25 protein-coding genes are annotated in these 24,730 nt (G+C 56.3%); 9 read left to right on the plus strand and 16 right to left on the minus strand.

Going from position 1 to position 24,730, the window contains the following annotated elements; all coding sequences use genetic code 11:
* Positions 1 to 221 precede the first annotated feature (221 nt).
* From ACTCIA_RS08315 to ACTCIA_RS08325, 3 genes are read right to left on the minus strand one after another with little or no spacing between them, the layout of a single operon-like run.
* A complete protein-coding gene (locus tag ACTCIA_RS08315; protein ID WP_463001345.1) occupies positions 222 to 1,364 on the minus strand; it encodes an ABC transporter permease in 1,143 nt (380 codons plus the stop codon).
* Positions 1,357 to 2,286 carry an ABC transporter ATP-binding protein gene (locus tag ACTCIA_RS08320; RefSeq protein ID WP_463001346.1) on the minus strand — a complete coding sequence of 310 codons (930 nt, stop codon included), beginning with the start codon at positions 2,284 to 2,286 and terminating at the stop codon, positions 1,357 to 1,359. The genes ACTCIA_RS08315 and ACTCIA_RS08320 overlap by 8 nt, the downstream gene beginning before the upstream one ends.
* The gene (locus ACTCIA_RS08325) at positions 2,283 to 3,011 is read right to left on the minus strand and encodes a MerR family transcriptional regulator (protein ID WP_463001347.1); all 729 of its coding nucleotides are present in this window, start codon (positions 3,009 to 3,011) and stop codon (positions 2,283 to 2,285) included. The genes ACTCIA_RS08320 and ACTCIA_RS08325 overlap by 4 nt, the downstream gene beginning before the upstream one ends.
* 192 nt (positions 3,012 to 3,203) lie before the next feature.
* Between ACTCIA_RS08325 and ACTCIA_RS08330 the strand changes: the two genes are divergently transcribed.
* From ACTCIA_RS08330 to ACTCIA_RS08340, 3 genes are all read left to right on the plus strand, one after another.
* Positions 3,204 to 5,021, plus strand: coding sequence for an acyl-CoA dehydrogenase (locus ACTCIA_RS08330; RefSeq protein WP_463001348.1), 1,818 nt, complete (start codon positions 3,204 to 3,206; stop codon positions 5,019 to 5,021).
* Between the two features lie 28 nt (positions 5,022 to 5,049).
* Positions 5,050 to 5,820: an enoyl-CoA hydratase/isomerase family protein gene (locus tag ACTCIA_RS08335; protein ID WP_463001349.1), complete on the plus strand. Its 771-nt coding sequence runs from the start codon at positions 5,050 to 5,052 to the stop codon at positions 5,818 to 5,820.
* A gap of 178 nt (positions 5,821 to 5,998) precedes the next feature.
* Complete coding sequence (locus tag ACTCIA_RS08340; RefSeq protein WP_463001350.1) at positions 5,999 to 7,660, plus strand: EAL domain-containing response regulator; 1,662 nt, start codon at positions 5,999 to 6,001, stop codon at positions 7,658 to 7,660.
* Here ACTCIA_RS08340 and ACTCIA_RS08345 read toward each other — a convergent pair.
* A complete protein-coding gene (locus ACTCIA_RS08345; protein WP_463001351.1) occupies positions 7,642 to 8,721 on the minus strand; it encodes a lysylphosphatidylglycerol synthase transmembrane domain-containing protein in 1,080 nt (359 codons plus the stop codon). The two genes, ACTCIA_RS08340 and ACTCIA_RS08345, sit on opposite strands and share 19 nt — an antisense overlap.
* A 195-nt stretch (positions 8,722 to 8,916) precedes the next feature.
* Between ACTCIA_RS08345 and tyrA the strand changes: the two genes are divergently transcribed.
* Positions 8,917 to 10,062: a bifunctional chorismate mutase/prephenate dehydrogenase gene (gene tyrA, locus ACTCIA_RS08350; protein WP_463001352.1), complete on the plus strand. Its 1,146-nt coding sequence runs from the start codon at positions 8,917 to 8,919 to the stop codon at positions 10,060 to 10,062.
* 45 nt (positions 10,063 to 10,107) lie between these two features.
* Here the strand turns inward: tyrA and ACTCIA_RS08355 are convergent, their stop codons facing one another.
* The 4 genes from ACTCIA_RS08355 to ACTCIA_RS08370 form a co-directional block, all read right to left on the minus strand.
* Positions 10,108 to 10,302, minus strand: a complete 195-nt coding sequence (locus ACTCIA_RS08355; RefSeq protein WP_463001353.1) for a ferredoxin — start codon at positions 10,300 to 10,302, stop codon at positions 10,108 to 10,110.
* Between the two features lie 161 nt (positions 10,303 to 10,463).
* Positions 10,464 to 11,621, minus strand: a complete 1,158-nt coding sequence (locus ACTCIA_RS08360) for a 4Fe-4S binding protein (protein WP_463001354.1) — start codon at positions 11,619 to 11,621, stop codon at positions 10,464 to 10,466.
* The gene (locus ACTCIA_RS08365) at positions 11,599 to 12,159 is read right to left on the minus strand and encodes a shikimate kinase (protein ID WP_463001355.1); all 561 of its coding nucleotides are present in this window, start codon (positions 12,157 to 12,159) and stop codon (positions 11,599 to 11,601) included. The genes ACTCIA_RS08360 and ACTCIA_RS08365 overlap by 23 nt, the downstream gene beginning before the upstream one ends.
* Positions 12,160 to 12,218: 59 nt before the next feature.
* A complete protein-coding gene (locus ACTCIA_RS08370; protein ID WP_463001356.1) occupies positions 12,219 to 12,917 on the minus strand; it encodes an ATP-dependent metallopeptidase FtsH/Yme1/Tma family protein in 699 nt (232 codons plus the stop codon).
* Positions 12,918 to 13,097: 180 nt separating this feature from the next.
* Here ACTCIA_RS08370 and ACTCIA_RS08375 point away from each other — a divergent pair, with 180 nt between their 5' ends.
* The 5 genes from ACTCIA_RS08375 to ACTCIA_RS08395 are packed head-to-tail and all read left to right on the plus strand — an operon-like array spanning position 13,098 to position 18,432.
* Positions 13,098 to 13,721: a (2Fe-2S)-binding protein gene (locus ACTCIA_RS08375; RefSeq protein ID WP_463001357.1), complete on the plus strand. Its 624-nt coding sequence runs from the start codon at positions 13,098 to 13,100 to the stop codon at positions 13,719 to 13,721.
* A gap of 9 nt (positions 13,722 to 13,730) precedes the next feature.
* Positions 13,731 to 16,052, plus strand: a complete 2,322-nt coding sequence (locus ACTCIA_RS08380) for a xanthine dehydrogenase family protein molybdopterin-binding subunit (RefSeq protein WP_463001358.1) — start codon at positions 13,731 to 13,733, stop codon at positions 16,050 to 16,052.
* Positions 16,053 to 16,055: 3 nt separating this feature from the next.
* Positions 16,056 to 17,039, plus strand: a complete 984-nt coding sequence (locus tag ACTCIA_RS08385; protein ID WP_463001359.1) for an FAD binding domain-containing protein — start codon at positions 16,056 to 16,058, stop codon at positions 17,037 to 17,039.
* 18 nt (positions 17,040 to 17,057) lie between these two features.
* Complete coding sequence (locus ACTCIA_RS08390) at positions 17,058 to 17,912, plus strand: XdhC family protein (RefSeq protein ID WP_463001360.1); 855 nt, start codon at positions 17,058 to 17,060, stop codon at positions 17,910 to 17,912.
* Positions 17,824 to 18,432 (plus strand): nucleotidyltransferase family protein, encoded by a 609-nt coding sequence (locus ACTCIA_RS08395; RefSeq protein WP_463001361.1) that lies wholly within the window; start codon positions 17,824 to 17,826, stop codon positions 18,430 to 18,432. Before ACTCIA_RS08390 ends, ACTCIA_RS08395 begins: the two co-directional genes overlap by 89 nt.
* A gap of 3 nt (positions 18,433 to 18,435) precedes the next feature.
* On the opposite strand, the gene ACTCIA_RS08400 is transcribed toward ACTCIA_RS08395, so the two are convergent.
* The 8 genes from ACTCIA_RS08400 to ACTCIA_RS08435 form a co-directional block, all read right to left on the minus strand.
* The gene (locus ACTCIA_RS08400; RefSeq protein ID WP_463001362.1) at positions 18,436 to 19,137 is read right to left on the minus strand and encodes a 2-phosphosulfolactate phosphatase; all 702 of its coding nucleotides are present in this window, start codon (positions 19,135 to 19,137) and stop codon (positions 18,436 to 18,438) included.
* A 1-nt stretch (position 19,138) separates the two neighbouring features.
* Positions 19,139 to 20,059: a cation diffusion facilitator family transporter gene (locus ACTCIA_RS08405; RefSeq protein WP_463001363.1), complete on the minus strand. Its 921-nt coding sequence runs from the start codon at positions 20,057 to 20,059 to the stop codon at positions 19,139 to 19,141.
* Positions 20,040 to 20,258, minus strand: coding sequence for a hypothetical protein (locus ACTCIA_RS08410; protein ID WP_463001364.1), 219 nt, complete (start codon positions 20,256 to 20,258; stop codon positions 20,040 to 20,042). Before ACTCIA_RS08410 ends, ACTCIA_RS08405 begins: the two co-directional genes overlap by 20 nt.
* 6 nt (positions 20,259 to 20,264) lie before the next feature.
* Positions 20,265 to 21,059: an ADP-ribosylglycohydrolase family protein gene (locus ACTCIA_RS08415; protein WP_463001365.1), complete on the minus strand. Its 795-nt coding sequence runs from the start codon at positions 21,057 to 21,059 to the stop codon at positions 20,265 to 20,267.
* An 81-nt stretch (positions 21,060 to 21,140) separates the two neighbouring features.
* Complete coding sequence (locus tag ACTCIA_RS08420; protein ID WP_463001366.1) at positions 21,141 to 21,638, minus strand: L,D-transpeptidase family protein; 498 nt, start codon at positions 21,636 to 21,638, stop codon at positions 21,141 to 21,143.
* Positions 21,639 to 21,677: 39 nt separating this feature from the next.
* On the minus strand, positions 21,678 to 22,457 hold the full coding sequence (gene nadE, locus ACTCIA_RS08425) for an NAD(+) synthase (protein ID WP_463001367.1): 780 nt from the start codon (positions 22,455 to 22,457) through the stop codon (positions 21,678 to 21,680).
* A 46-nt stretch (positions 22,458 to 22,503) separates the two neighbouring features.
* Complete coding sequence (locus tag ACTCIA_RS08430; protein WP_463001368.1) at positions 22,504 to 23,049, minus strand: hypothetical protein; 546 nt, start codon at positions 23,047 to 23,049, stop codon at positions 22,504 to 22,506.
* Between the two features lie 183 nt (positions 23,050 to 23,232).
* Complete coding sequence (locus ACTCIA_RS08435; protein WP_463001369.1) at positions 23,233 to 24,588, minus strand: ammonium transporter; 1,356 nt, start codon at positions 24,586 to 24,588, stop codon at positions 23,233 to 23,235.
* Between the last annotated feature and the right edge of the window lie 142 nt (positions 24,589 to 24,730).

Below are 24,730 nucleotides of genomic sequence, written 5' to 3' on the forward strand. Positions count from 1 at the left end.
AATTTCAAACTGTTTGAGGGCGAATGCCCGAGTTTTTGAAATTTCGGCGAAGGCATCGGCTGAATCCGCAAAAAGGCTCAGGAGCGAAAAAAACCCGGCTCCGGCCGAAGGGCTTCCTTCCTCCACGGCACAACTTCCATTGCAGGAGCAGTCAATACAGCAGTGAGGACATAATCTGTTTGTGCGGGGGTTCAAATGCGCCGCGTCGGACAAAATCCGGCCTAGTGCCACCTGAAGACCCGCAAGCCCAGGCCGAAAAATACCGCCCCCATGGCGGCCAGAACGGCCGTGGGCATGGCTGTTTGAGCAAATCCGGCCCCCTCGTTGAACACCGCCCGAAGCCCGTCGAGAAAAATCGTCAGCGGCAGCATCTGAATAAAATCAATGCTCCAGTCCGGAAAATTGTGATAGCTGAAAAAAATCCCGGACAGCACGGCCATGGGCATGACCACCGCATTGACCAGCCCGTTTCCCACCTCGGTGTTGGCCGTGCGGGAACAGGTAAAAATGGCAATGCCGCAAAATGCAATATTTCCTGCAAAAAACAGGGCCGCCAAAGCGCCGATACTTCCCTGGACGGCAATGTCAAATACTATGCAGACAAAGACAAACAGCAACACCGCCTCGATCAGGTTCATCCCGATGCGCACCGCCATGAGGGTCATGAGAAAATGAGATTTTTTCATGGGCGTGGCCACCATCCGGCGCAGCAGCTTTTTTGAGCGCTTGTCAATCATGCCGTAACTGATGCCCCACATACACGACATCATCACGTTCATGCAAATCAAGCCAGGCACCAGAAAATCAATATACCGGGTGCCGGTCACCGTCAGAGGCGAAATTTGGCCCCGGGTGCCTCCACCTGCCTCGGCCCTGCCCTGCACGGCTGATGAAAGCTTTAAATAGGCCAGTTCAGCCTCTGGATTGCGGGGGTCAAAATGATATTGGATCCCTTTGTTTTCCCCCGGGCTTATGACCAGGTTGAGCTTGCCCCGCTTGGTCTGCACCATGGCCGATTGCCAGTCGGTCCGGACAAATTCAAACCGGGTGTTGCCCAGCTGGGTATCCTCCAGGGTCATCTGCCAGGCAGGGCTGTGATTTTCCGGCAAGTCCAGCTTCCCGGCCCTGTTTTCCAGAAAACTTTCCAGAGCTGTGCCATTGCCCGGAATTTCGGCATTGTCCCGGACAACGCCCACCCGGTAGACGGTTTCGCCTTGCTGGGTAAAGGCCAGACCCAGGCCCAGGGAAATGAGAATGGGAAAAACAATCCCCCAGAAAATCACCGCAGGCTCACGAATCACCTCCCGTGCATGGGCGGCAAACAGATGAAAAATCTGGTGCCGGGATAGGATTGGCTCAGTCATGAAGACGCCTTCCTGTCATTTCGGTAAACAAATCATCCAGGGTCTTTCTCCGGCACTCCATGTTTTTCAGATGCAGGCCCCGGGTTTTGAGAAAATCGAGAAAAACCGGAAGCTGTTGCTCAATATCGGAAATGGCCACCGTGCCCCGGCCGGCAACCGGATCCCACTGCACCGCAAACGGGGCGCTTTTCAATTGCTCCGGCCCGGCTTGATCCGGATTGTCAATGGTAAACTCGATAATTTTTTCCGCCCGGGAATCTTCCAGCAGATCCTGCAGACTTCCTTCCCGCAGAACCCTTCCCTGGTCCATGATCTGGATGTGCTCGCAGAGCTTTTCCGCTTCTTCCATATAATGAGTGGTCAGCACCAGGCAGGTGCGGGTGTTTTTTTTCAAATCCAGTAAAATCGACCAGATCTCCCGGCGGGCGTTGGGGTCCAGGCCGGTGGTGGGCTCGTCGAGCAAAAGCACCTGCGGGGCATTGAGCAGTGCGATGCCCAGGGCCAGGCGCTGGCGCTGGCCGCCTGACAGATGCACCACCCGCTGGCTGTGCTTTGCCCCCAGCCCGGACAAGGCCAGAATCTCTTTTACCCGGGCTTTGCCCAGACCGAAAAAGGAAGCAAACATCCGCAAGGTTTCCCATACACTTAACTTGTCCATGAAACGGGTTTCCTGGAGGCAAAGCCCGATGTGCCTGCGCAGGTATTGCTCGTTTCCCTTCCACGGCCTTCCCAGAATCCTGATCTCCCCATGGTCGGGCGCCTGAATGCCCTCGATCATCTCCACCAGGGTGGTTTTGCCCGCACCGTTGGGGCCCAGCAGGGCGGTGAACTGACCGGGGCGGATCCGCAGATCCACACCGTTTACCGCCTTGACCCCGTTGAAGGATTTATACACATCTCTGGCTTCAATAAGCATATTCATTGGTTTTCTTCATCCTGCCGGTGCTCCCCGATTTCCTGAAAATACCGGCGGTACTGCTCTTTGACCATTTTCCGGTAAATATGATAAAAAAACAAACTCATGATTTCGGTTGACTGGCTGCTTTTTTTCCGAAGTTCCCCCCGGGCCATCTGCTCCCAGCCCAGTTCCATGAACCGCTGGACGTTTCTGGCCACCAGGTCCCGGAACAAGTCGGTGAAGTTGCGCAGTTCTGCCGGATCAAAGCCGTCTCTGGGACCGATGCCGATGCCGTCCATGTCCACCAGGAGTTTGCCGATGATCACATCATCCTGGGAGTAATGCGGCTTGCCGTTGCGGTTTTCGCTTGTGATAATCCCCCATTGCTCCATTTTGTCAAGCCATTTTTCACTGATGCCCGTGGCCTCGATAAAGGCCGCACGCCCGGTGACTCCGCCGGAAAGCAGCTGATCCAGGGGCCGGATGTACTCGGAGAGAAACATGAAAGCCGACCGGTCTGCAGGCGACTGCTTGTTGTGCTTTTTCATCAGCTTCTTGATCACGGGTATGGGCAGAAAATAATTTTCCCGAAGGGCCTTTATCAGCCGGACCTGCTCCACGAAGTCCGCTCCGTAATCGGCCTGATTGGTGCCGGTTTTTTCCGGTTTGGGCAGCACGCCCTCGCGGATGTAATAATGGATGGTTTCCTTGGAAACCCCGGTTTTTTTGACCAGTTCGCTGATTTTCACGCCGTGTGTCTCCGATTGCTGATTTTTCCATGCCTGATCTTTTTTATTGACAAAGACGGTCATGGGAGTATTTTGTTTTATTATCGTGTAGCATACTACACGTTTTTTGCAAACATGTTGTCTGCGTTGGCAGTCCGCCGACAGCAGCCGGCATTATTTTGTACCATTACACCCCGAAAGGAACAAATCATTATGGCACAGCAGCTGGCAGACAGAAGAGACATTGATTTTGTCATCTGGGAGCAGATGAACGGCGAGGACCTGCTCAAATATGATCTTTACAGGGATTTCAACCGAAAAGCCTGCGACATGATCATCAACGAGGCCCGCAACCTGGCCATAAAGGAGCTTTTGCCAACCCTCCAGGAAGGCGACCGCCAGGAAGTGCGTTTTGAAAACGGCCAGGTCCGGGTTCCGGACGCTTTTCACCGGGTCCACAAACTGCTGCTGGAAGGCGAATGGGGCAGCCTGGCACCCCCCCCGGAAATGGGCGGCCAGGGTGCGCCGGGACTGGTGGTCTCTGCGGCCAGCGAATATTTCATGGGCGGCAACTGGGCCCTGTATTCCTACACCACCATGGGCAACGGCACCGCGGACATGATCCACAAATACGGCACAGAGGAACAGAAAAAAGCCTATGTGGAAAACCTGGTCTCCGGCAAGTGGGGCGGGACCATGCTGCTCACCGAGCCCGAGGCCGGCTCGGACGTGGGCGCTTTGACCACTTCCGCGGTACGAAATGACGACGGCACCTACAGCCTGACCGGCAACAAAATCTTTATCACCAACGGCGAGCACGACCTGTGCGAAAACATTATCCATCCGGTACTGGCCCGGATTGAGGGCGACCCCGCGGGCAGCAAGGGCATTTCCATTTTCATCGTGCCCAAGCACCTGGTCAACGACGACGGCTCCATAGGTGAGCGAAACGATATCGTGTGCACGGGAACCGAGGAAAAACACGGCATCCATGCAAGCGCCACCTGCAGCATGGCCCTGGGATCAAAGGGCAAGTGCGTCGGCTATCTGCTGGGCGAGGAGCGCAAGGGAATGCGCATCATGTTTAACATGATGAACGGCGCGCGCATGGCAACCGGCCTGCAGGGCCTGGCCTACGCATCCGCAGCCTACATCCAGGCTGTCAATTACGCCCGGCAGCGCGTCCAGGGCCGGGACATGAATGATTATTTCAACCACGAAGCCCCGTCCGTGCCCATTATCAACCACCCGGACGTGCGGCGCATGCTGCTGTGGATGAAATCCTACGTGGACGGAATGCGCAGCCTGTTCTACTATACCGCCTCCTGCCGCACCAAGGCCTCGCTGGCCAAAACAGAAGAAGAACGCGAATTTTTCGACGGCCTCTATGATTTTCTCACCCCGGTGATCAAGGACTACCTGTCGGTTCACGGCCACGAAGTCTGTGTCCAGGCCATCCAGGTCTACGGCGGTGCCGGCTATACCAAGGATTATCCGGTGGAGCAGTACGCAAGGGACTGCAAGATCGCCTCCATTTACGAGGGTACCAGCGGAATCCAGGCCATGGACATGCTCGGCCGCAAGCTGGGCATGAAAAAGGGACAGGTATTCGGCGGACTTCTCGGGGAAATGCAAAAAACCGTGGCTGAGGCCAAAAATCATGAAGAACTGGCCGGCCTGGCCGAAAGGGTGGAAAAGGCGGTCAACCGTTTGGGCAAAACCGCCATGGGCCTTGGCAAAAAAGCCATGTCAGAGGAAATAAAGGTTGCATTCGCCCATTCCTGGCTTTTTCTGGATGTGATCGGAGACGTGCTGCTGGCCTGGATGCTTTTGTGGCGGGCACAAACCGCAGCGGAAAAACTGGCGGGCAAGGTCAGGAAAAAAGACCAGGCATTTTACCAGGGCCAGATCAAAACCGCGGAATTCTATGTCCGCACCGTGCTGCCCCTTGCCATGGGCAAGCTCGAATCCATCAGCGACTGCTCGGCGGCCGCCATTGAAATTGAGGACGCAGGTTTCGGCGGCTTGTAATCATTTAACCCCAGCACAGGAGGAAACCATGTCTGAGGAACTCAATCTTCTGGAAATCAACGACCACATCGCCTGCATCACCATGAACCGTCCCCCGGCCAATGCGTGGAGCCTGGCGGCCATGGAGGATTTTGAAAAAAAGCTCGATGCTGTGGAGTCCGATAAAAACGTCCGGGTGGTGATTTTAACAGGTGCCGGGGACAAATGCTTTTCCGCCGGCTTTGACGTCAAGGACGCGGCCAATTCCGCCAAAACCGGACCCATGGGCCAGAAGCTGTGGCGGCGCATCGATTGTTTCGAAAAACCCTTTATTGCCGCCATAAACGGCCACGCCTTCGGCGGCGGCCTGGAACTGGCCCTTTGCTGTCATTTCCGGGTCATGGCCGACGCACCCAAGGCCCGGGTGGGGCTGACCGAACTCAACCTCGGAATCATTCCGGGGTGGGGCGGCACCCAGCGGCTGATGCGGGAACTGGGCCGGAGCCGGGCACTGGAGATGATTTTGCTGAGCAAGCGCATCACCGCCAAAGAAGCCGCAGAAGCCGGGCTGGTGCACCAGATCGCGGCTCCGGACAAACTCATGGAGCAAACCCGAAGCTTTGCCGTTACCCTGGCCCAGCGGCCTCCGGTGGCCATGGGCTGCGTATTAAAGGCCATGGCAACAGGTATTTATCAGGGCATTGACGCGGGCCTGGAATCTGAAAGCGAAGGCAGCCGGGTTTCCGCCGCCTCCAAGGATGCGGCAGAAGGCTTTACCGCATTTCTGGAAAAACGGCAGCCGGTATTTAAGGGGGAATAAAAAAATATATGAAATAAAAGGCAGGAGATGCTTGCACCGCAGCCGGGAATTGGGGGGCGGCGGCACTGAAATCTGCGGATAATGGCTTGCTTTTTGGGCTTATTTGAGCGATATTAAAAGTTTGACAGCATCTGTTAGCTTTGTTTTCGTTTTGCCAAATTCACTTGCGGAAGCCCTGATGGAAAAAAGCGAAGAAGCCATTCTTGTTGCAGAAGACGTGCCCTCGTCGCGTCATGCCCTGGTCAGTATGCTCAAAAAACAGGGTTTTACCAAAATTTATGAAGCTGAAAACGGACAGCAGGCAATCGATATCCTGCGCAGCCAGGGCATTGACCTTGTGCTGCTCGATATCATGATGCCGGAAATCGACGGTCTTGCAGTGCTCAAGGCCATGAAAGGCGATGCCGGCTTGCGTCTGGTGCCGGTGATCATGATCACGGCCATCGATGACATGGACAGCGCTGTGAAATGCATTGAAATGGGCGCCGAGGACTACCTGATCAAACCGTTTAATCCGGTGATGCTCCGTGCGCGCATCACTGCAAGCCTGGAAAAAAAGCGGCTGCGCGAGATTGAAAAGGAATATCTGCGCATGTACGATTCGGCCACCGGCCTGCCCAACCGGCGATATTTTGTCCAGCGGCTCACTGAACAGCTCCACCGCAGCCAACGGCGCCCTTCCCTTTTTGCCGTACTTGCGGTGCGAATCGGCAAATACCCGGCCATCTTTGAAACCCTGGGCCGGAAAAGCGGGGATCGCTATATCCTGGAGCGCGCCGGCCAGCTCAAACAAATCCTGCCCGATGATGCGGTGATTGCCCGCACAGGAGAGCAGACCTTCGGCGTGATTCTCTTTGACCTGTCGTCCCCTGCAGAGGGCAATGCTGCAGCCAAAACCATTGCCAGCACCCTGGCATGTCCTGTACATCTGGAAGGCCGCGAATTTACGGGCAACATCCAGGTGGGCGTGGCCTACAACGACCCGCCCTATTCAAATGCTGAAACAATGCTCCGGGATGCGGGTCTGGCCGCCGGCCAGGTGGATATCCGGGGCGGATTCAAAATCTTTGACGACAACATTCACCAGGCGGCCATGCGCCGGCTGGAACTGGAACCGGCCCTGCGCCGGGCCCTGGAAAACAATCAGCTGACCATCCATTACCAGCCCATTGTATCGCTTCAAAACGGCGGAATTAAAGGCTATGAAGCACTGGTGCGCTGGCAGCACCCGGAAAAAGGCATCATCATGCCGGATGAATTCATCCGGCTGGCCGAGGAAACCGGTCTGATCATCCCCCTTGGCTCATGGGTCATCCATGAAGTCTGCGATCAGGCGGCACGCTGGCAAAACGACAGCAGCCGGGACAATCACCTGACCATCAGCGTCAATGTCTCGGCCCACCAGTTCACCGAACCGGCCTTTCTCTCGGTGATCCAGTCCGCCCTTCAGAAATCGGGTGTCCACAGCAGTTGCATCAGCCTGGAACTCACCGAGACCGCACTGATCGACAACAGCCAACAGGTCACGGAAGTGCTCGACGAACTGCGCCGGATCAAAGTTCGCACCTCCCTGGATGATTTCGGCACCGGCTACTGCTCGCTTAACTACCTGCACCGGTATCCCTTTGACACCCTGAAAATTGATCAGTCCTTTGTGCGCAACATTGAATCCAACCGCCGCAACCAGGCCATTGTCAGCAGCACCATTGAACTGGCCCACCGACTGGGCATGCAGGTAGTCGCCGAAGGCATTGAAACCGAGTCAGAGGTGGAAACCTTAAAGCAGTTAAACTGCGAGTACGGCCAGGGCTGGTTTTACGGTCAGCCCGCGCTTTCCTGATCCGCCCGGCCAACAGATGAAAGTTTCACACCGGTTGCCACAGCGGAAATCAGACCGGCAATGAGCACCGGAAACAGCAGCATGGCATGGGACACCAGGGAAAACCCGGCAGCCGCATCCTTTTGCACCCCGAAAAGCGCAAGACCAAAAACGCTGCCCGCCTCCCAGATCCCCCAGAAGCCCGGAACAGACGGCAGGACAATAAAGAAACACACAATGATAAACACGGCCATGGTCTGGGAAAACGCCAGTTCCACGGCCGGAAATGCAAATGTGGCCAGATGCAGGGCAAAGGCCTGCAGCAGCCAGATCACCAGGGAATAGCCAAGGCAGAGCACCAGATGCAGGGGCCGCCGGATCATGGACAACCCGGCGCCCACATGATCAATTACGGCCGCAATGGGACGGCTGATTTTTTCTTCGAGTTTGCGGGCCGCATTTGGGCGTTTTGAAAACATACGACCCGGGGCCGCCAGCACAAACGATTTTAGAAGGCGCTGAACCGCGGGCACGCTGATTGCCGCCAGGGCCACTGTGATACCGGCACACACCCGGCTTATATTGTGTGCAATGTTTTCCAGCACCTGCCGGTCCAGCTGCCAGGAGCGGAAACTGATCTCCAGGTTTGGATCAATATGAACAAATGCCATGACCCAGGCAAACAACGCCACCAGGATGATCATGTCAAACATCCGTTCCGCGATCACCGTTGTCATGCCCAGGGAGAAGGGCACGTCATTGCGTTTTTTGATAATCGCAGGCCGGGCCAGTTCCCCGATGCGGCCCGGCAGCACCGTGTTGATCATAAAGGCGATCATCAGGGGGTGATATACCGCAACAAAGGGCAGCTTCCTGGAGGTGCCCAGAATCAGCTGCCATCTGACGGCCCGCATCGCAAAGGAAAGCAGCCCCACGGCCGCTCCGGCTGCCAGCCACTCGTACCGGAGTCCGGCCATGCTCTGGATCAGGTTTTCAAGGGGAACATTTTTAAATGCAAAATAAAACCCCAGCATTGACAGCAAAACGCCGGCAGCCAGGGAAATCCACATATTGCGCTTCATGACAGCTCCGAATCGGCCTGTTATCCCAAAGATAAACACCCATTAACCCAATAAATATAGCGTTTTTTTATGGCGGATGCAAAAATTAACACGTCCCGCCCTTGACATCCGGGGGGAATTTTATATGCTTTTGGCCTTGCATGGCATGCGTCAAAATTCTTTTCAACACCGGGATTTTATCCAAAGGAACAAATCATGGCCGACAGCCTGGACAAGGATTACGAAAAACAGCTTTCACAGCTGCGCCAAAACATTGACCAAACCGATGAAAAGATCATCTCCCTGCTTGCCCGGCGGCAGAAGCAGGTGGAGCAGATCGTTGAGATCAAAAAAAAGCACCACCTGCCCGTCTATCACCCGGCCCGGGAAGAGGACCTGATTTCCGGGCGCCGGGACCAGGCGCGAAAAGCAGGCCTGAATCCGGATTTTGTGGAGGAATTGTTCCGGTCCGTGCTGCGCCGCTCCAGAAAGGAACAAAGCGGGCAGATGCGAAAAAAAGGACTGTACCCCGGGGCGGTGGTGCTCATTGTGGGCGGCTACGGGGAGATGGGGCGGTATTTTGAGGCCTGTTTTTCCGCAGCCGGCTATCAGGTTCGCCTGATGGGCAGACAGGACTGGGAACGGGTGGGACAATTGTGCAAAGATGTGGACCTGGCTGTTGTGTCTGTTCCCATTGAAAAAACCGTTGACACCATCAACGCCCTTGCCCCGCACCTGCCGCCGGATGCCGTTCTCACAGATTTGACCAGCATCAAACAGGTCCCCACCCAAGCCATGACAGCCGCCCACAAGGGCCCGGTCATGGGCCTGCACCCCTTGTTCGGCCCCACCACCTCGTCTCTGGACAAGCAGATCATTGTGGCCTGCCCGGGCCGGAACCCGGAGGCCTGTCAGTGGGTCATAGACCAGTTCACCGCCTGGGGGGCGGTCATTGTGCAGTCCACGCCGGAAGAACATGATGAGATAATGGCGGTGGTCCAGTCCCTGCGGCATTTTGCCACATTTGCCTTCGGCCAGTTCATGGCGCGCAAGCAGGTACCGGTGGCGCGCACCCTGGAATTTTCCAGCCCCATCTACCGCCTGGAACTCGGCATGGTGGGCCGCCTGTTTGCCCAGGATGCGGCCATGTATGCGGAAATCATCTTTGCCTCCCCACAGCGCCGGGAACTGTTAAAAGCCTACATCCAAAACATCAATGACAACCTGGAGATGGTGGAAAAAGGCGACAAGGATCGCTTTATCCGGGAGTTCAACCAAATTGCCGAGTGGTTCGGCCCCTTTGGCGAACAGGCCATCCGGGAAAGTTCCTATCTCATCGACAAACTCATTGAACGGTTTTAAAAAAGGGGGCGGGCTGCGCCCCCTTTTTTCCGGTTAAACCCGGGGTTATTGTTCAACAACGATCGCCCCGGGGGCACACTCCTCTGCGGCCCGGACAACCTTTTGTTCATATTGGCCAGGCACCTCATCAACAGTGACCCGGGCAAGCATTTGATCGTCATCATACTGAAACACTTCCGGGCAGACCTTGGCGCAATTGCCGTCTCCCATGCAAAGATCATAATCGATTCGAACCTTCATCGCCCCTCCTTATAATCATTCTGAATTCAACCGTAAGATTGTCCGGGCGCAAAACGACCGGTTTTGCATGAAAACAATAATGCCGCCGGCCATATTTGTCGACAAAACCGCAGGATTGAAAAAAAAAGCCCGCCTCATAGCCGGCTTTTGCGGGTCCTGGATTACGACGCTTTTTTCTTCTTCGGGGCGATGCGCACGATCCGCGTGGGGCCCTTGACCATGGAGATGGCGTTTTCCGGACAAAACGCGGCGCAAACCCCGCATCCGATGCACAGCTCCTCATTTCTCCGCGCCTTGTCGTCGTCTCCCAGGTAAGCGGCATAGGTGTGACACTCATCCACGCACGTGCCGCATCCCACGCACAGTTCCGGGTCAATGACGGCCAGAAAATTGGTGGCATTGGAAATCGGGGCGATCATGTTTTCCACGGAGTTGCCGCAGCAGCACCGACAACAGTTGCACACGCTTGTCTCATCCTTGCTGATGTCAAAATTGGGATGATAGGCCTTGTGCACCAGGCCGTCGGCCTCTGACTTTTTAAGTATTTCCCGGGCCTCCTGTTTTGAAATCATCCGGGAAAATCCCTGTTCGCTGGTGTAGCGGGCCGATTTGCCGAATGTAAAGCAGGTCTCCCGCAAATCGGTCTGCTTGCAGGGCTGGCCGCTCAAATCCTTGTGATGCCGGCAGAAGCAGTAACCAAGTGCGATTTCGTCAAATTTTTCAATCAGCGCATCCACCTGCTGAGCCGGCAGGATCCGGTCAGCCGATTCCTCCACGGATTCGTCCACCATGATTTTAATGGGTGTGCCCGTGGATTTGTTCTCGGCCATGGGCACGGTGCGGTCCACCGGCGGGGCCTGCATCAACTGGGGCATGAGGCTGTCATAGTTGCTCTGCACGATATCTTCGAGCTCTTCAAACAATTGGTCAAACAGGGCGCTGATCTTCCGGTTGCGCTCGTTGTGCTCGATTTTGCCCATAAACATGTATTCAAAAGTGCCCACATTGAGCAGGGGCAGCAACCGATAGACCATTGTCCCCTTGCGGTTGGGCTGGTTGAAGATAACCCCCCTGGAGGCCAGTTTGTTGGCCTTTTCCACAACCTCGGATTCGGAAAGCCCTGTGGTCTGCTTTAGCTGATCAAGGGTCTGGGACTTGTGATCACTGAAAGCCAGGACAAAATCCAGGTCTTCTTCGCCGAGAAAATATTTCAGCAGCTTGACCAGGGTGTCATTGACCGGCACAGGCGTACCCCCGGCCGAAGAAATGACATGCCCCACCTGCTTGTATTTTTCGTCAATGTTGGCCTCTTGCGTCATAACCGGTTTTTCTCCTTTGGTTTGAATGAATTGCAGTCAATTTTGCCGTGATTTGATCACAAACCGCCTCCTGAGCCATTCCGGCACAGTAAACGGTAATATCCGCATGTTTTTGATAAAGCTCCAGGCGCTCGGCATACAACTGGGCAAAGCTCTGCTCCGGGCGCTTGGCAATGCCCCGGGCACTGAAATCCCCCACCCTTTGCTCCAGGGTGGCCAGATCCGCGTCCAGAAAAACAATGATGCCGTCTGATTTCAAATGCGCCATGGCCGCATCACTGTAAACAGCACTGCCGCCCGTGGCAATCACATGATTTTTGATCTTCAGGCCCAGCAGAAGCGCCTCCTCGATTTTCCGCAGCTCAGCATGGCCCTTTTGATCCACGATCTGCTGCAGGGTCTGATTTTCCGCCGTCTGGATCAAAACATCCGTATCCACAAACGCCCTGGCGGTTTTTTTGGCCAGAATCACGCCCACGGTGCTTTTTCCCGAACCCGGCATGCCAATCAATACGATATTTGAAACTTTTTTGTCCAATACCATTTTCCTGATAAATACTAAAGGCCTGCATTTTCAATTGCGCTTCCGCGGCCGGATCAATTGGAATTTTTCCTTTGCTTGCGGTTTCCGTCCAAAAGCGCATAAACCCGCTGGCCGGAAACTTCCTCGTTTTCGATCAGCGTTTCAGCCAGCTGATCCATGGCCTCTCTGTTGGTTTCCAGGATGTTTTTGGCCTGGGCAAAGGCATGGCTGAGCAGCGCCTCGACCTCCCCGTCCACCTCCTGGGCGGTCATTTCGCTGTATTCACGGGTCTTGGCAAGCTCTTCTCCCAAAAAAACCTCGCCGCCCTGCGAGCCCAGGGCCATGTGTTCGAACCGGCCGCTCATGCCCCATTCCAGGACCATGCGCCTGGCGATCCGGGTGGCGCTCTGCAGGTCATTGGCCGCCCCGCTGGTGGCGGTGTCAAATACCAGCATCTCCGCGGCACGGCCGCCCATCATCACCGAAAGCCGGTCTATTAGGTATTGCTTGTGGTAAATGTATTTCTCCCCTTCCGGGAACTGCTGTGTGGCGCCCATGGCCCGGGTCCTGGGCACGATGGAAACCTTGTGGACCGGATCGGCGTATTTCAGGGATGCCCCCACAACGGCATGGCCGGCCTCGTGATAGGCCACCATCTGTTTTTCCTCCTCTGTCAGGGCCAGTCCCTGGCGCACCAGGCCCATGAGAATCTTGTCCCTGGCCTGTTCAATATCATGATTTTCAATGACCTGAACATATTCTGACTTTAGCAATTTCATCCCCGGACGGCAAGCAATGCATATGTTCTCTACAGTCCCGGGCAGAATCAAATACGGGATATCCTGTATTTTCCCAAAACAACCAAATACGTTATAGATTTACAAATAAGCCTTTTGATTCATTTTTTCACTAAAGATCAACAATCACCAACACAGTCCGGCACGGAGGTGTGTATGCGCTCTGATGAAAAAAAGTGTGGCAGCGGGGTCACCCGGCGTGGATTTATGCAGATCATCGGCACAGGGGCCGTGGGCGCATCTTTTGCCGGCGTGGCCTTGGCCGCCCGGCCAAAGCCGGCGCCCCCGGAAAAGATGATTCCTGCCGAAAACACGGTAAAAATCCGTCTTCATGTCAACGGCGCCAGGCGGGAAGTCCTGGCAGAACCCCGGTGGAACCTGCTCTATGTCCTGCGCGAGGTCATGGGCCTGACCGGCACCAAGGAGGGCTGCAGCCGGGGCGAATGCGGCGCATGCACGGTTCTCATCGACGATATTCCCAGGTACGCCTGCATGACCCTTGCGGTGGAAGCCGAGGGACGCAAAATCACCACAGTGGAGGGGCTGATGAACGGCGAGCAGCTCGGCCCCGTGCAGAGCGCGTTTCTGGAGGAAGACGCCTACCAGTGCGGATACTGCACTCCCGGACAGATCATGTCCGTGGAAGGTCTGCTGCGCAAAAATCCCGACCCCGGCCTGGAAGAAATCCGCACCGCGGTTTCCGGCAATCTTTGCCGGTGCGGAGCATACAAAAACATTTTCCGGGCCGGAAAAAAGGCTGCAAGCCTGAAAACCAAATAAGGGGGGCCCATGGCACAGGATGACAATATCTATTACACCCGGGGCATGGAAGTACCCGAAACACCCGAGCCGGGAGCCGAGCCGGATTTCTGGGAAAAAACCGCAGTGGTGGGAAAGCCTTCCCCGAGGGTTGACGGGTATGAACGGCTAAGCGGCACAGCCGTCTACCCCGCGGATATCAAACTGCCCAACATGATTTACGGCGCCATACTCCGGTGTCCGCACCCCAATGCCCGGGTCAAAAAACTCGATGCCGGCCGGGCCCGTCAAATGCCCGGAGTCAGGGCCTTGATTACCGGGGATTCAGACGAGGCCAAAAATCTGAAATGGCGCTATAATAATTTTACGGCCCCGCTTTTGGATCCGCACTGCCGGTTTGAGGGCGAGGCCGTGGCCGCAGTGGCCGCAGACACCCCCTACCAGGCCCGGGATGCACTGGCGGCAATCGATGTGGAATACGAGGTTTTGCCGCATCTGGCCGATCATGACCGGGCCATGGACGAAAACGCGCCCAAAGTGCACAAAACAGGCAACCTTGTGGGCAAGGATAAATATTCACGCGGTGATGTGGAAAAAGGATTTGACCGGGCAGATGCGGTACTGGAAAGGACTTACCATACCCAGTGCGAACTTCACACCCCCATGGAACTCCATGGATGCGTGGCCAACTGGGAAGGAGACCGCCTTACCATATGGGAATCGAGCCAGGGCGTCTATGCCGTGCAGTCCACCATCTCGGAAGTGCTCGATCTGCCATTTTCCAGGGTCCGGGTGATCGGTCATTACATGGGCGGCGGATTTGGCAGCAAGCTGCAGCCCGGCAAATACACAGTGCTGGCCGCTCTGATGGCCCGTCAGGCCGCCCGTCCGGTCAAAATGACACTCACCCGGGAGGAAACCTATCTGAGCGTGGGCAACCGCCCGGCCAGCACCATGCACCTGAAGGCAGGGGTGAGAAGCGACGGAACCCTGACCGCCCTTGATTTCCGCTGCACAGGCCCGAGCGGGGCATACCCGGCCGGCGGGACATCCCTGATGGACTGGCTGGTCCGGGATCTTTATCAATGCGACAATGTTTCCTGCCGCTCCAACGATGTTTATATCAACGCGGGCCCGGCCAGGCCGTTTCGGGCCCCCGGCCATCCCCAGGGCAGCTGGGCCCTGGAGCAGATGATAGACGAGCTTGCGGAAAAAACCGGCATGGACCCGGTGGATCTGCGGCTGAAAAACATCCCTGAAGTCAGCCAGGCCCGGGGCGGCATGCCCTATACCACCACCGGGCTTCGCAGGTGCATCCTGGAAGGGGCGGAAAAATTCGGCTGGAAAACCGCGGTGGAAAAGGCCCGGCAGCATAACCGATCAAACGGCCATGTAAAGCGCGGGGCCGGCATGGCGGCATGCCTGTGGATCGCCGGGGGCGGAGGGCAGCCCTCAACTGTTGTGATCCGGCTGTTCCGGGACGGATCCATAAACCTCAACATGGGGGCAAGCGATATCGGCACCGGCACCAAGACGATCATGGCCCAGGTGGCTGCCGAGGAACTCGGGGTCAGGCCCGAAATGATCCAGATCGAGCATGCAGATACCGGCACCACCCAGTATGCCACGCCCAGCGGCGGCAGCAAGACCGTACCCACAGAGGCGCCGACCGTGCGCAACGCAGCCCTGGAGGTCAAACGCCGGGTGCTTGAAATGGCCTCCGAGGACCTCGGGGTCCCGGCAGAGGATCTGGACTACACAGGCGCGGAAATCGTTTCCAGAAGCAACAAAGACAAACGGATACAGGTCACCGAGGTCAGCCGCCTGAAAAAACGCGGCGTTGTTATGGGGGTTGGCTACCGCGGGCCCAATCCGGAAAAAAAGACCGTCAACCCGTTCGGCGCCCAGTTCTGCGAGCTGGAAGTCAACCTGAAAACAGGCGAAATCCGGATTTTGCGATTTGTGGCCGCCCATGACAGCGGCCGGGTCATGAACCGGCTCACATACGACAACCAGGTATTCGGCGGCATTGTCATGGGAATCGGTTTTGGCTTAACCGAATTCAGACAGCTCGATGCCCGGCAGACCGGAAAGCTTTGTAACCGCAACTGGCACGACTACAAGCTGCCCACTGCCCTGGACGTGCCCGCGGACATGGAAAGCCTGCCCATTGAAATCGATGATCCGGAAGCCAACAACACCGGTGCCAAGGGTCTGGGGGAACCCGTGACCATACCCACGGCCCCGGCCATTGCAAACGCCCTTTATATGGCCACCGGCATCCGGTTCACCCGGGCTCCGGTCACGCCGATTGAAGTGCGCAGACATCTTGATCTACAAAAGGAGGTATAAACCGTGCTGCCGCATTTTTCATACGTCCGTCCGGAAACCGTCAAGGATACAATCCGGCATTTAAACGCAAAGGGTGCAGCCGTGCATGCCGGTGGCACAGACCTGCTCGGATGCCTGCACGAAGGGATCATGGATGTTGACAAGGTGGTCAGCATCAGCGCCCTTGCCGACCTTTACGAAATCAGGCAGACCAAAGGCGGCGGGCTGTCCATCGGCGCACTGGCCACCATCACCCGGGTGGCCGAAAGCCCCCTGGTCAGGGAGAAATACCCGGGCCTGGCCCGGGGCGCCGCTGAAGTGGCCAGCCCCCAGCTCAGAAACCAGGGCACCCTTGGGGGAAATCTCTGCCAGAAGCCCAGGTGCTGGTATTACCGGGGCGAATTTGCCTGCCTGCGCAAGGGCGGTGATATGTGTTATGCCTTTGACGGAGAAAACCAGTTTCATGCAATATTCGGCCACGACAATATCTGTGCCATCACCCATCCCTCGGATACCGCCCCGCCCCTGGCCGCGCTGGGGGCAAAGGTCAGCACATCCGGCCCGGAAGGCACCAGAAGCATTGAAGTGGAAAAGCTCCACGTGCTGCCCAAACAGGACGTGCAGGCTGAAACCGTGCTCAAACCCGGCGAGCTCATCACCCGCATCGAGCTGCCGCCGCCCGGCGAAAACCTCTACAGCGCATACCGCAAGGTCAGGGCCAGGCGTTCCTGGGACTTTGCCCTTGCCGGGCTGGCCCTGGCCTTTGAAAAAGACGGCGATCAGGTAAAAAACGCCCGGGTGTTTCTCTCCGGGGCCGCGCCGGTGCCATGGCGCAGCCGGGCCGTGGAGCAGGCCATAAACGGACAGCGCCTCGATGATGCAGCCATTGCAGAAGCAGCCGAAGCCGTGGTCCGGGAGGCAGACCCCCTGAGCCAAAACGCCTACAAGCTAAATCTTTTCAAAGGGGTTGTTGAAGAACAATTGCATGCCGCAGCCATGGCGGCATAAACCAAAGCGGGAAGAATCTTGACAGACACAGCGGTATTAGAGGCCCTTTATCAGTACAAGCAGCAGGCCACGGCCTGTGCCCTGGTCATTGTCGTGGACTGCCGGGGATCGGTTCCCGCCGGCCCGGGGTCAAAAATGCTGGTAGCCGAAGACGGACACACCGTGGGCACTGTTGGCGGCGGTGCAATGGAGCAGAAGGCGGCTGAAAAGGCACGGGATTTGATCCGCCGGGGCGGCGGTCCCGAACTGATCCATATGGATCTGACCCAATCGTCGGGCCATGTATGCGGCGGGCAGGTGAGTTTGTATATGGAGCCGGTGCTTCCGGCACCGCGCCTGATCGTATGCGGTGCCGGCCACGTGGGACAGGCTGTCTGCCGGCTGGGGGCGTATGCCGGATTTTGCGTGACCGCAGCCGATGACCGGGAGGATATTTTAAGCCCGGAAAACCTGCCGGATGTCCACCAGGTCAGGGCCTGCGCCTTTGAAGACCTGTTTTCCCAAATCCGGGTGGATGCGGAGACTTTTGTGGTTGTCTGCACCCGGGGCCATGCCCACGATTACACAGTGGTGGAAAATGCGCTGAAAACCCCGGTGCGCTACATCGGCCTGCTGGGCAGCAGGAGCAAAAAGGCGGCGTTTTTTGACAACCTCCGGGCCGCAGGGTTTTCCGATGCGGACCTGAACCGGATTCACACGCCCGTTGGCCTTGATATCGGCGCGAAAACCCCAAGGGAGATCGGATTCAGCATTGTGGGACAACTCATTTCGCAAAGGAGACAAAATGGCTGCAAAAACCGGGATCATACTACTGGCCGCGGGAGCCTCGGGCCGGATGGGCCGGATCAAGCAGCTTCTCCCTGTGCTGGGTGAGCCCGCCATACGATTGTGTCTCAGCCGGATCTGCAATGCCGGCCTGGACCATGTCATCGTGGTGCTCGGCGCAAACCAGGACCGAATACGGCCCGTGATAAAAGACATTGCCGCAGATATTGCGGTCAACCCGGAGCCCGGCAGCCAGATGGCCGAGTCGGTTGCCTGCGGCATGGCGCTGCTGCCAGATGACATAACCGGGGTCATGGTGGCCCTGTGCGATCATCCCCTGGTGGCCCAAAGCACCTATGCCGGTCTTGCCGCACTTCACCGAAAAAACCCGGAATCCATCCTCCTGCCGGTTTACAACCGCCGGGGCGGACACCCCACTGTTTTTCCCGCGCACCTGTGCAGGGCTGCCGCCCCCGGAACCCCGTTAAATGCAGTGGTCCGGGCCAATGCCGACCGGGTTTGCCGAATTGCCGTAAATGACCCGGCAATTGTCCGGGACATGGACACACCTGAAGATTATCAGCAAATGATTGATCTGGCCTCCGGACAGACGGCACAGCAGGCATGAGACCTAAACTGAGCTGCCAAACACGGGCTTTAGCACACAGGTTGCCTTATCTGCTTCTGTTTTGGTGATAATGCAGTTGAACCGATTGGCATCCATGCACATGTAAAAATCCGCCTCAGGCGAGTGGGGATCTTGGGGGTCAAAAAAGCGCAGGGCCGAGGCAGCGGTTTTGAGCTCTTCGGCCATGGGGGCAACATCGGGATTGTCCCCGCAGACAAGTCCCCGGATATACCGGGCGCAAAGCACATCCTCCAGGGCCTCGCTTTTGCCCTCAAACCCGGCGCAGACCAGATAAACGTCATCCGGGCAAGTCCGGACAATATAGCGGGCAACCGCGGCGGCATTGACAAAGCCTGCCGTAATTACGGTTTGTGCACCGCGCGCGGCCAAAAGCGCCTTTGTACCCGCATGGGTGGAATGCACCAGGGTTTTGCCAAAAAGGTCTTTTCCCGCAATCTCTGACGGGGAGTTGCCCAGATCAAAATCCGGGGGCTTTTTGGCGTGGCGCTCTCCCATGAGCAGATAATGCGGGTGGTTCTGCTTCACCGCCCGGGCTGCATCAAGGCTTTCTGCAGCCACAATTTTTTCCGCTCCCTGGTCAAATGCATAACAGGCAACCGAAAAGGCCCTGAACACGTCAATGACAACCGCAAGGCCCCGGGCTTTTTCAGCGCCCCGGGCATAATGAACAATATGAAACTTCATTTCAAAGCCGCCTGCATTCCTCATCTGACAGGGCCGCCTCCACAGGCTCGATATGCACTTCCACATCCAGTATCTCAGGACCCTGGTGCAAAAGCAGGCCTTTGACCTGTTCGGCCACCCGGTGACCCTCATAAACACTCATATCACTGTCAACCACCACGTGCAGATCCACGCAGAGCTGGCTGCCGGAATACCGGGTGCGGATATTGTGCACCTGGCGAACCGCCGGATGGGTCGTTACGATCTGCCGGATCTGTTCGCAAACTTCAGGGGGCGCGCCCTGATCCACCAGTTCCTTAAACCCGGAAGCAATAATGCCGATGGCGGCATAGCAGATCAAAATGGCCACGAAAAATGCAGCCACATGATCGACCAGATGCCACTGCGGGCGGACAAAGGAGACAGCCACGGCAGCAAGCACCGGAACGGAGCTGAATGCATCCAGCCGGTGATGCCAGGCGTTTGCCGCCAGGGCCACGCTATTGACACGCCTGCCGGCCCGCCGGGTCCATTGGTATAAAAACTCCTTGATGACGATTGATACAGCAGCCGCAACCAGGGCAATCATGCGGACGTTATGGGCATGGACCTTGTGCACGGATATGACCGCATCCCAGCCGATGCCGGCTCCGGCCAAAAACAGCATTGCCCCGATAAATATGGAAACCGTTGTCTCCAGGCGTTTGTGGCCGTAAGGGTGGGCAAAATCGGCGGGCCGGGACCAGAAATAAGAACCCAGGATCACGGCCACGTCTGTAACCGTATCCGTGACACTGTGAATCCCGTCTGCCACCAGGGCCTGGCTGTGGCCCAGCCAACCGGCAATCACTTTAAAGGCCGCAAGCAGGATATTGACGCCAAGACCCCACCAGGTCACCCTGCGAACCAGGCCTTCAGACGCCTCATTTGCGTTTTTTGTCATGTCCCGGCCGCTTCTGTTTTTTGCGCTCCTGCACCTGGTTTAACCACTGCTGCTGCTGCCGTTGATATTCCGCCTCGCTCTGGTGCCAGCCGGTATAGTCCGCCTCGGATGTATCCGGGGTTTTTGCGGGCATATTTTTGAAAAACCGGATCAGTTTTTCCACCCGGCTTTCCGTGCCCTTGTCTTTTTGCTGTGTCATATAAGATCACCCGCTGGTGAAAATTTTATGATAAGACAGTCCGAAGCGCCGGGAAAATTCGGCTGCCACCTCTTTTAAGGCAGGGTCAAGATATGAAATGGCTTTGGATTCCACATCTTCAGGCATGCCGAAAAAGGCTTCGGCCACGGCGCCGGCAATGTCGGCCATGGTGTCTGCATCCCCGCCCAAAGACACCGCGTTTCGCACGGCATCCTCCCAGGTCGGGGCTTCAAGAAAGGCAATAATGGACTGGGGCACAGAGCCCTGGCAGGATACGTCAAACCGGTAGGCCCTGCGGATTTCAGCCAATGGGGTCTCCAGGTCATAGGAAAACCGATCGGTGACAAACTCCCGGATCTGGTCTTTTCCCGCCCCGGTTCTGGCCAGAAACACGCCGGCCGCCGCTGCCTGCGCACCCTTGATGCCTTCGGGATGATTGTGGGTGACAGTCGCGCTTTTTTCAGCCTCTGCCAGAACGGTTTCCAGATCATCAAATGCAAATCCCACAGGGCTGACCCGCATGGCTGATCCGTTTCCAAAGCTGTAATAGGGACTGCGCAAGCGCTGTGCAGCCCACTGCATAAAGGACCCCCCGAATCCGGCATGGGGATATTTGTGGAAATATTCGTGGAACTTGTCAATGTAATCCGCGCCGGTTAAAATCGCATCCGCCACAGCCACGGTAAGCACGGTATCGTCGGTAAACGTGCAGCCGCGGGAAAAAAGCGCAAAATCCCGGGTTTTCATTCCCCGGCCTTCATACACCGAACCGATTATATCTCCTGCAATGGCCCCCAGCATATCTGACTCCTCCTGATTGTCAAAAGTATCAGGCGGGGGGGTGCATGTCAAATGCGGGCCGAAGGCCGCAAAAGACCAAAACTATGGCTTTATTTCAATGGGTGTGCCCGCGTCAACCGCCAGCCATGTCTCATCCATGGCCCTGTTGGAAACAGCAATGCAGCCCTCTGTCCAGTTGAAATACTTTGATATGGAGGCCAGCCACCCGGCACTGTTTTTCTGGCCGTGGATCATGATTTCCCCGCCCGGGTCCACACCGGATCGGGCGGCCCGCTTCCGGTCGGCCCGGTTGGGATAGGATATGTGAATGGATTTGTAAAAATCACTGTTTGCGTTTTTGTAATCCAGGACATACCTGCCCTCCGGTGTTTTTCCGTCGCCTTCCTGCAGCTTGTGACCCTGGGGCTCGGGGCCGAAAACCACATGATACTGGTTGATAATTTTGCCGCCGCGCTTGAGATAGAGCTTTGATTCAGACTTGACCACAACCACCATGTCGGCTTTTTCCAGCCCGAAGCCGGCCGCGGGCATGGCAAAAAAAACAACAACCAGGGCAATAGCGCCTGCAATAATTCTCATTAAGGATTCCGTAATATGGCCATATGAATCAGATCCCGGCTATCTGAATTCTTCCGGGATCACGGCCACGGGTATGGCCTCGATTTTGTGGTGGTTTTTCCGGTTTAACGCCCGGTAAAGGGACAGAACCTGTTTCTGGCGCTCGGTAAGGTCCTGCCGCCGGCCGCCGCGTGCGTCAAATTCCATGGCCCATTCCAGTTCATCATAGGTGGCCCCGATCTGGTCCTCATCGCTGCGGCTGTCAGGCCAGAGCCCGTCTGTGGGCGGGGCGGCCATGATCTCTTCTATTACCCCAAGCTGCCGGGCCAGCCGGTAGACCTCGGATTTGTAAAGATCAGCAATGGGGGATATGTCCACGCCGCCGTCACCGTACTTGGTGAAAAAACCGACCCCGAAGTCCTCCACCTTGTTGCCGGTGCCCGCCACCAGCATCCGGTTGTGGGTGGCAAAGGCGTAAAGCGCTGTCATGCGGATCCGGGCCCGGGTGTTGGCCATGGTCAGATGGTCCTGAATGTCCGGGGGCAGGCAGTTTTCAAACGCTTTAAGCACAACGGTGAGATCCGTGGTCTGTCCGGAAACATTTTCATAGTGTTTTTCAAGCCAGTCAACATGCTTTGCCGCAAGGCTTTTCTGCTCCTCGGCCTGCCGGATGGGCATGTTTACAACCATCACAGAAAGCCCGGTTTCAGCGCACAGTGTGGATGTGACCGCAGAATCAATACCGCCGGAAATGCCCACCACAAAACCGTTGACACCTGCGCCTGCGGCATAGTCGCGCAGCCAGCCGACAATATAATCAATGACTTTGCGTGTCTGCATCATCACCTCTGATATGCAATCTATACCCGCCTGTCACGGGCGAAATTTAATTTTCCGTGCCGTCGTCAATGAGGCTTTGCTTGATCTTCTGGTATTCCTGCTCATCAATATGGCCGGCATTTTTGAGCTCAGACAATGCCTGGAGCCGGTATACGAGATCCGCCTGTTTGGGACTGTTTAACAAGGGGGTGGCGGTTTTGGCAGGATCTGCAGCAATCAGATTGCCATCATGGCCGCGGCCCGACTCCGGGCCCCCCTTATACGATACCTTGAAAAGGCCGCCGAAAAAAGACAGCTCCATGGCCTCGCCGGCGGCTTTTTGTTCATAAAAATCCCCTGCCGCAGTATCGCCGGATTGTCTTATTTTCCTGAAAAACCGGACCCCCCATATCACCATCCAGATGCAGAAGCCCAGCACCAGAACCGCCCCGCCGATTAAAATCACATAGCGAAGATCAAAGACCCCCTTGATGAGTACCACCACCACGGCCGCAAACAATGGAATGACAAAAATAGTGGCCACCAGGGCATAAAAAACGCCCAGATGAGAAAGGATAAACTTTTGATCACTGTTGGGCCGACGGCCGAGCATTGTTGTGTCTCAGTTTTGATTATAAAAACAAAAACAATCCCTGTTGCTATGGTTATATTTTTACCATAAATCTCAAAAACAAACCAAAACAAAAACCACGAAGCCGCACAAGGCAGCCGGACAAAATTTTGTCCAAAACCGCCTTGTGCGATTCGTGTTTCAAAGTTCTTGCTGATTACATGCCTACTGCGGTTTATATGATGAAGAGATAGACCCCCCGCTGTAGGAAACCAACTCGAAATCCGGATATGCAGTACCCGCATGTTCAGTAAAATCGAGTCCCTCACGCTCTTCTTCTGCGGAAACCCGCAGGCCCACCACCATATCCACCAGCTTAAACAGGATAAAGGCGACCCCGAAGGTCCAGACAAAGGCGGCGGCAATGCCCAGCACCTGCACGCCGATAATGGCCGCAGAGGTTCCCCCGGTGTTAAAAATGCCCGCGGCCAGCGTTCCCCAGGCACCGTTGACACCGTGCACTGACACTGCGCCCACCGGGTCGTCCACCCGGATTTTTTCAAAAAACAAAACAGACATCACAACAATCACCCCGGCCACTGCCCCGATGACAATCGATGCGGTGGGCGAGACATTGGCGCACCCGGCCGTAATCCCCACCAGGCCCGCCAGGGCGCCGTTTAAGCTCATGCTCACCTCGGGTTTTGAAAACTTGATCCAGGAAGTAAGCATTGCAAACACGGCACCTGCGGATGCGGCCAGGGCCGTATTGACCGCGATCAGGGCCACATCCGTGTTGGCCGCGGTTGTGGAGCCGGCGTTAAACCCGAACCAGCCCATCCAGAGGATAAAAACCCCAAGGCCGGCCAGGGGGATGTTGTGGCCCAGAATCGGCCGGATGGAACCGTCTTTTGCGTACTTGCCCATCCTGGGGCCCAGCACCACGGCCCCGGCAAGCGCGGCCCACCCGCCCACGGAATGCACCACAGTGGAGCCGGCAAAATCGATGAAGCCCATATTTTCCAGCCATCCGCCGCCATCAAGGAGCCCTCCCCAGGCCCAGCTGCCAAACACCGGATAAATCAGGCCGGTGATAAAAATGGTATAAAGGATATAGCCGATAAACCGGGTCCGTTCGGCCATGGCCCCGGAGACAATAGTGGCGGCAGTGGCGGCAAACACGGCCTGGAAGATCCAGAACATCAGCACCCAGGGATCGCCGCCGGGCTCATAACCGCTTAAGAAAAACCCGGAGGTGCCAAACCAGCCCGTGTTCGAGGCCCCAAACATCAGGCCAAAACCCACGGCCCAGAACACCAGCGAACCCATGGAAAAATCCATGAGATTTTTCATCAATATGTTGATGGAATTTTTGGCCCGGGTAAACCCGGCTTCCACCATGGCAAAGCCCGCCTGCATGAAAAAAACGAGAATTGCGCCAACCAGGGTCCATGTGTAATCCGCATGGGTCTGGACCTGGCCGACGGCTGCGTGGTTTGATTCAATTGAAGGGCCGTCGCCGGCAAACGCCGGCAGCAAAGCCGCGGCCCATATCATCGTTGTCCATAGCAATGTTTTCATTCCTGATACCTCCCGGATTCAGTTACAGGTTTTAAAGTTCAGCTTTCAGAAACAGGATGCGCTGACCTGAAAGGCCTTGGCTTTATAACAGCAATTGGCGTGCCATTTATCCTTAAACCTGCCATTAAAAATAAATTATTGA

The sequence above is a fragment of the Desulfosalsimonas sp. genome, assembly GCF_055149105.1.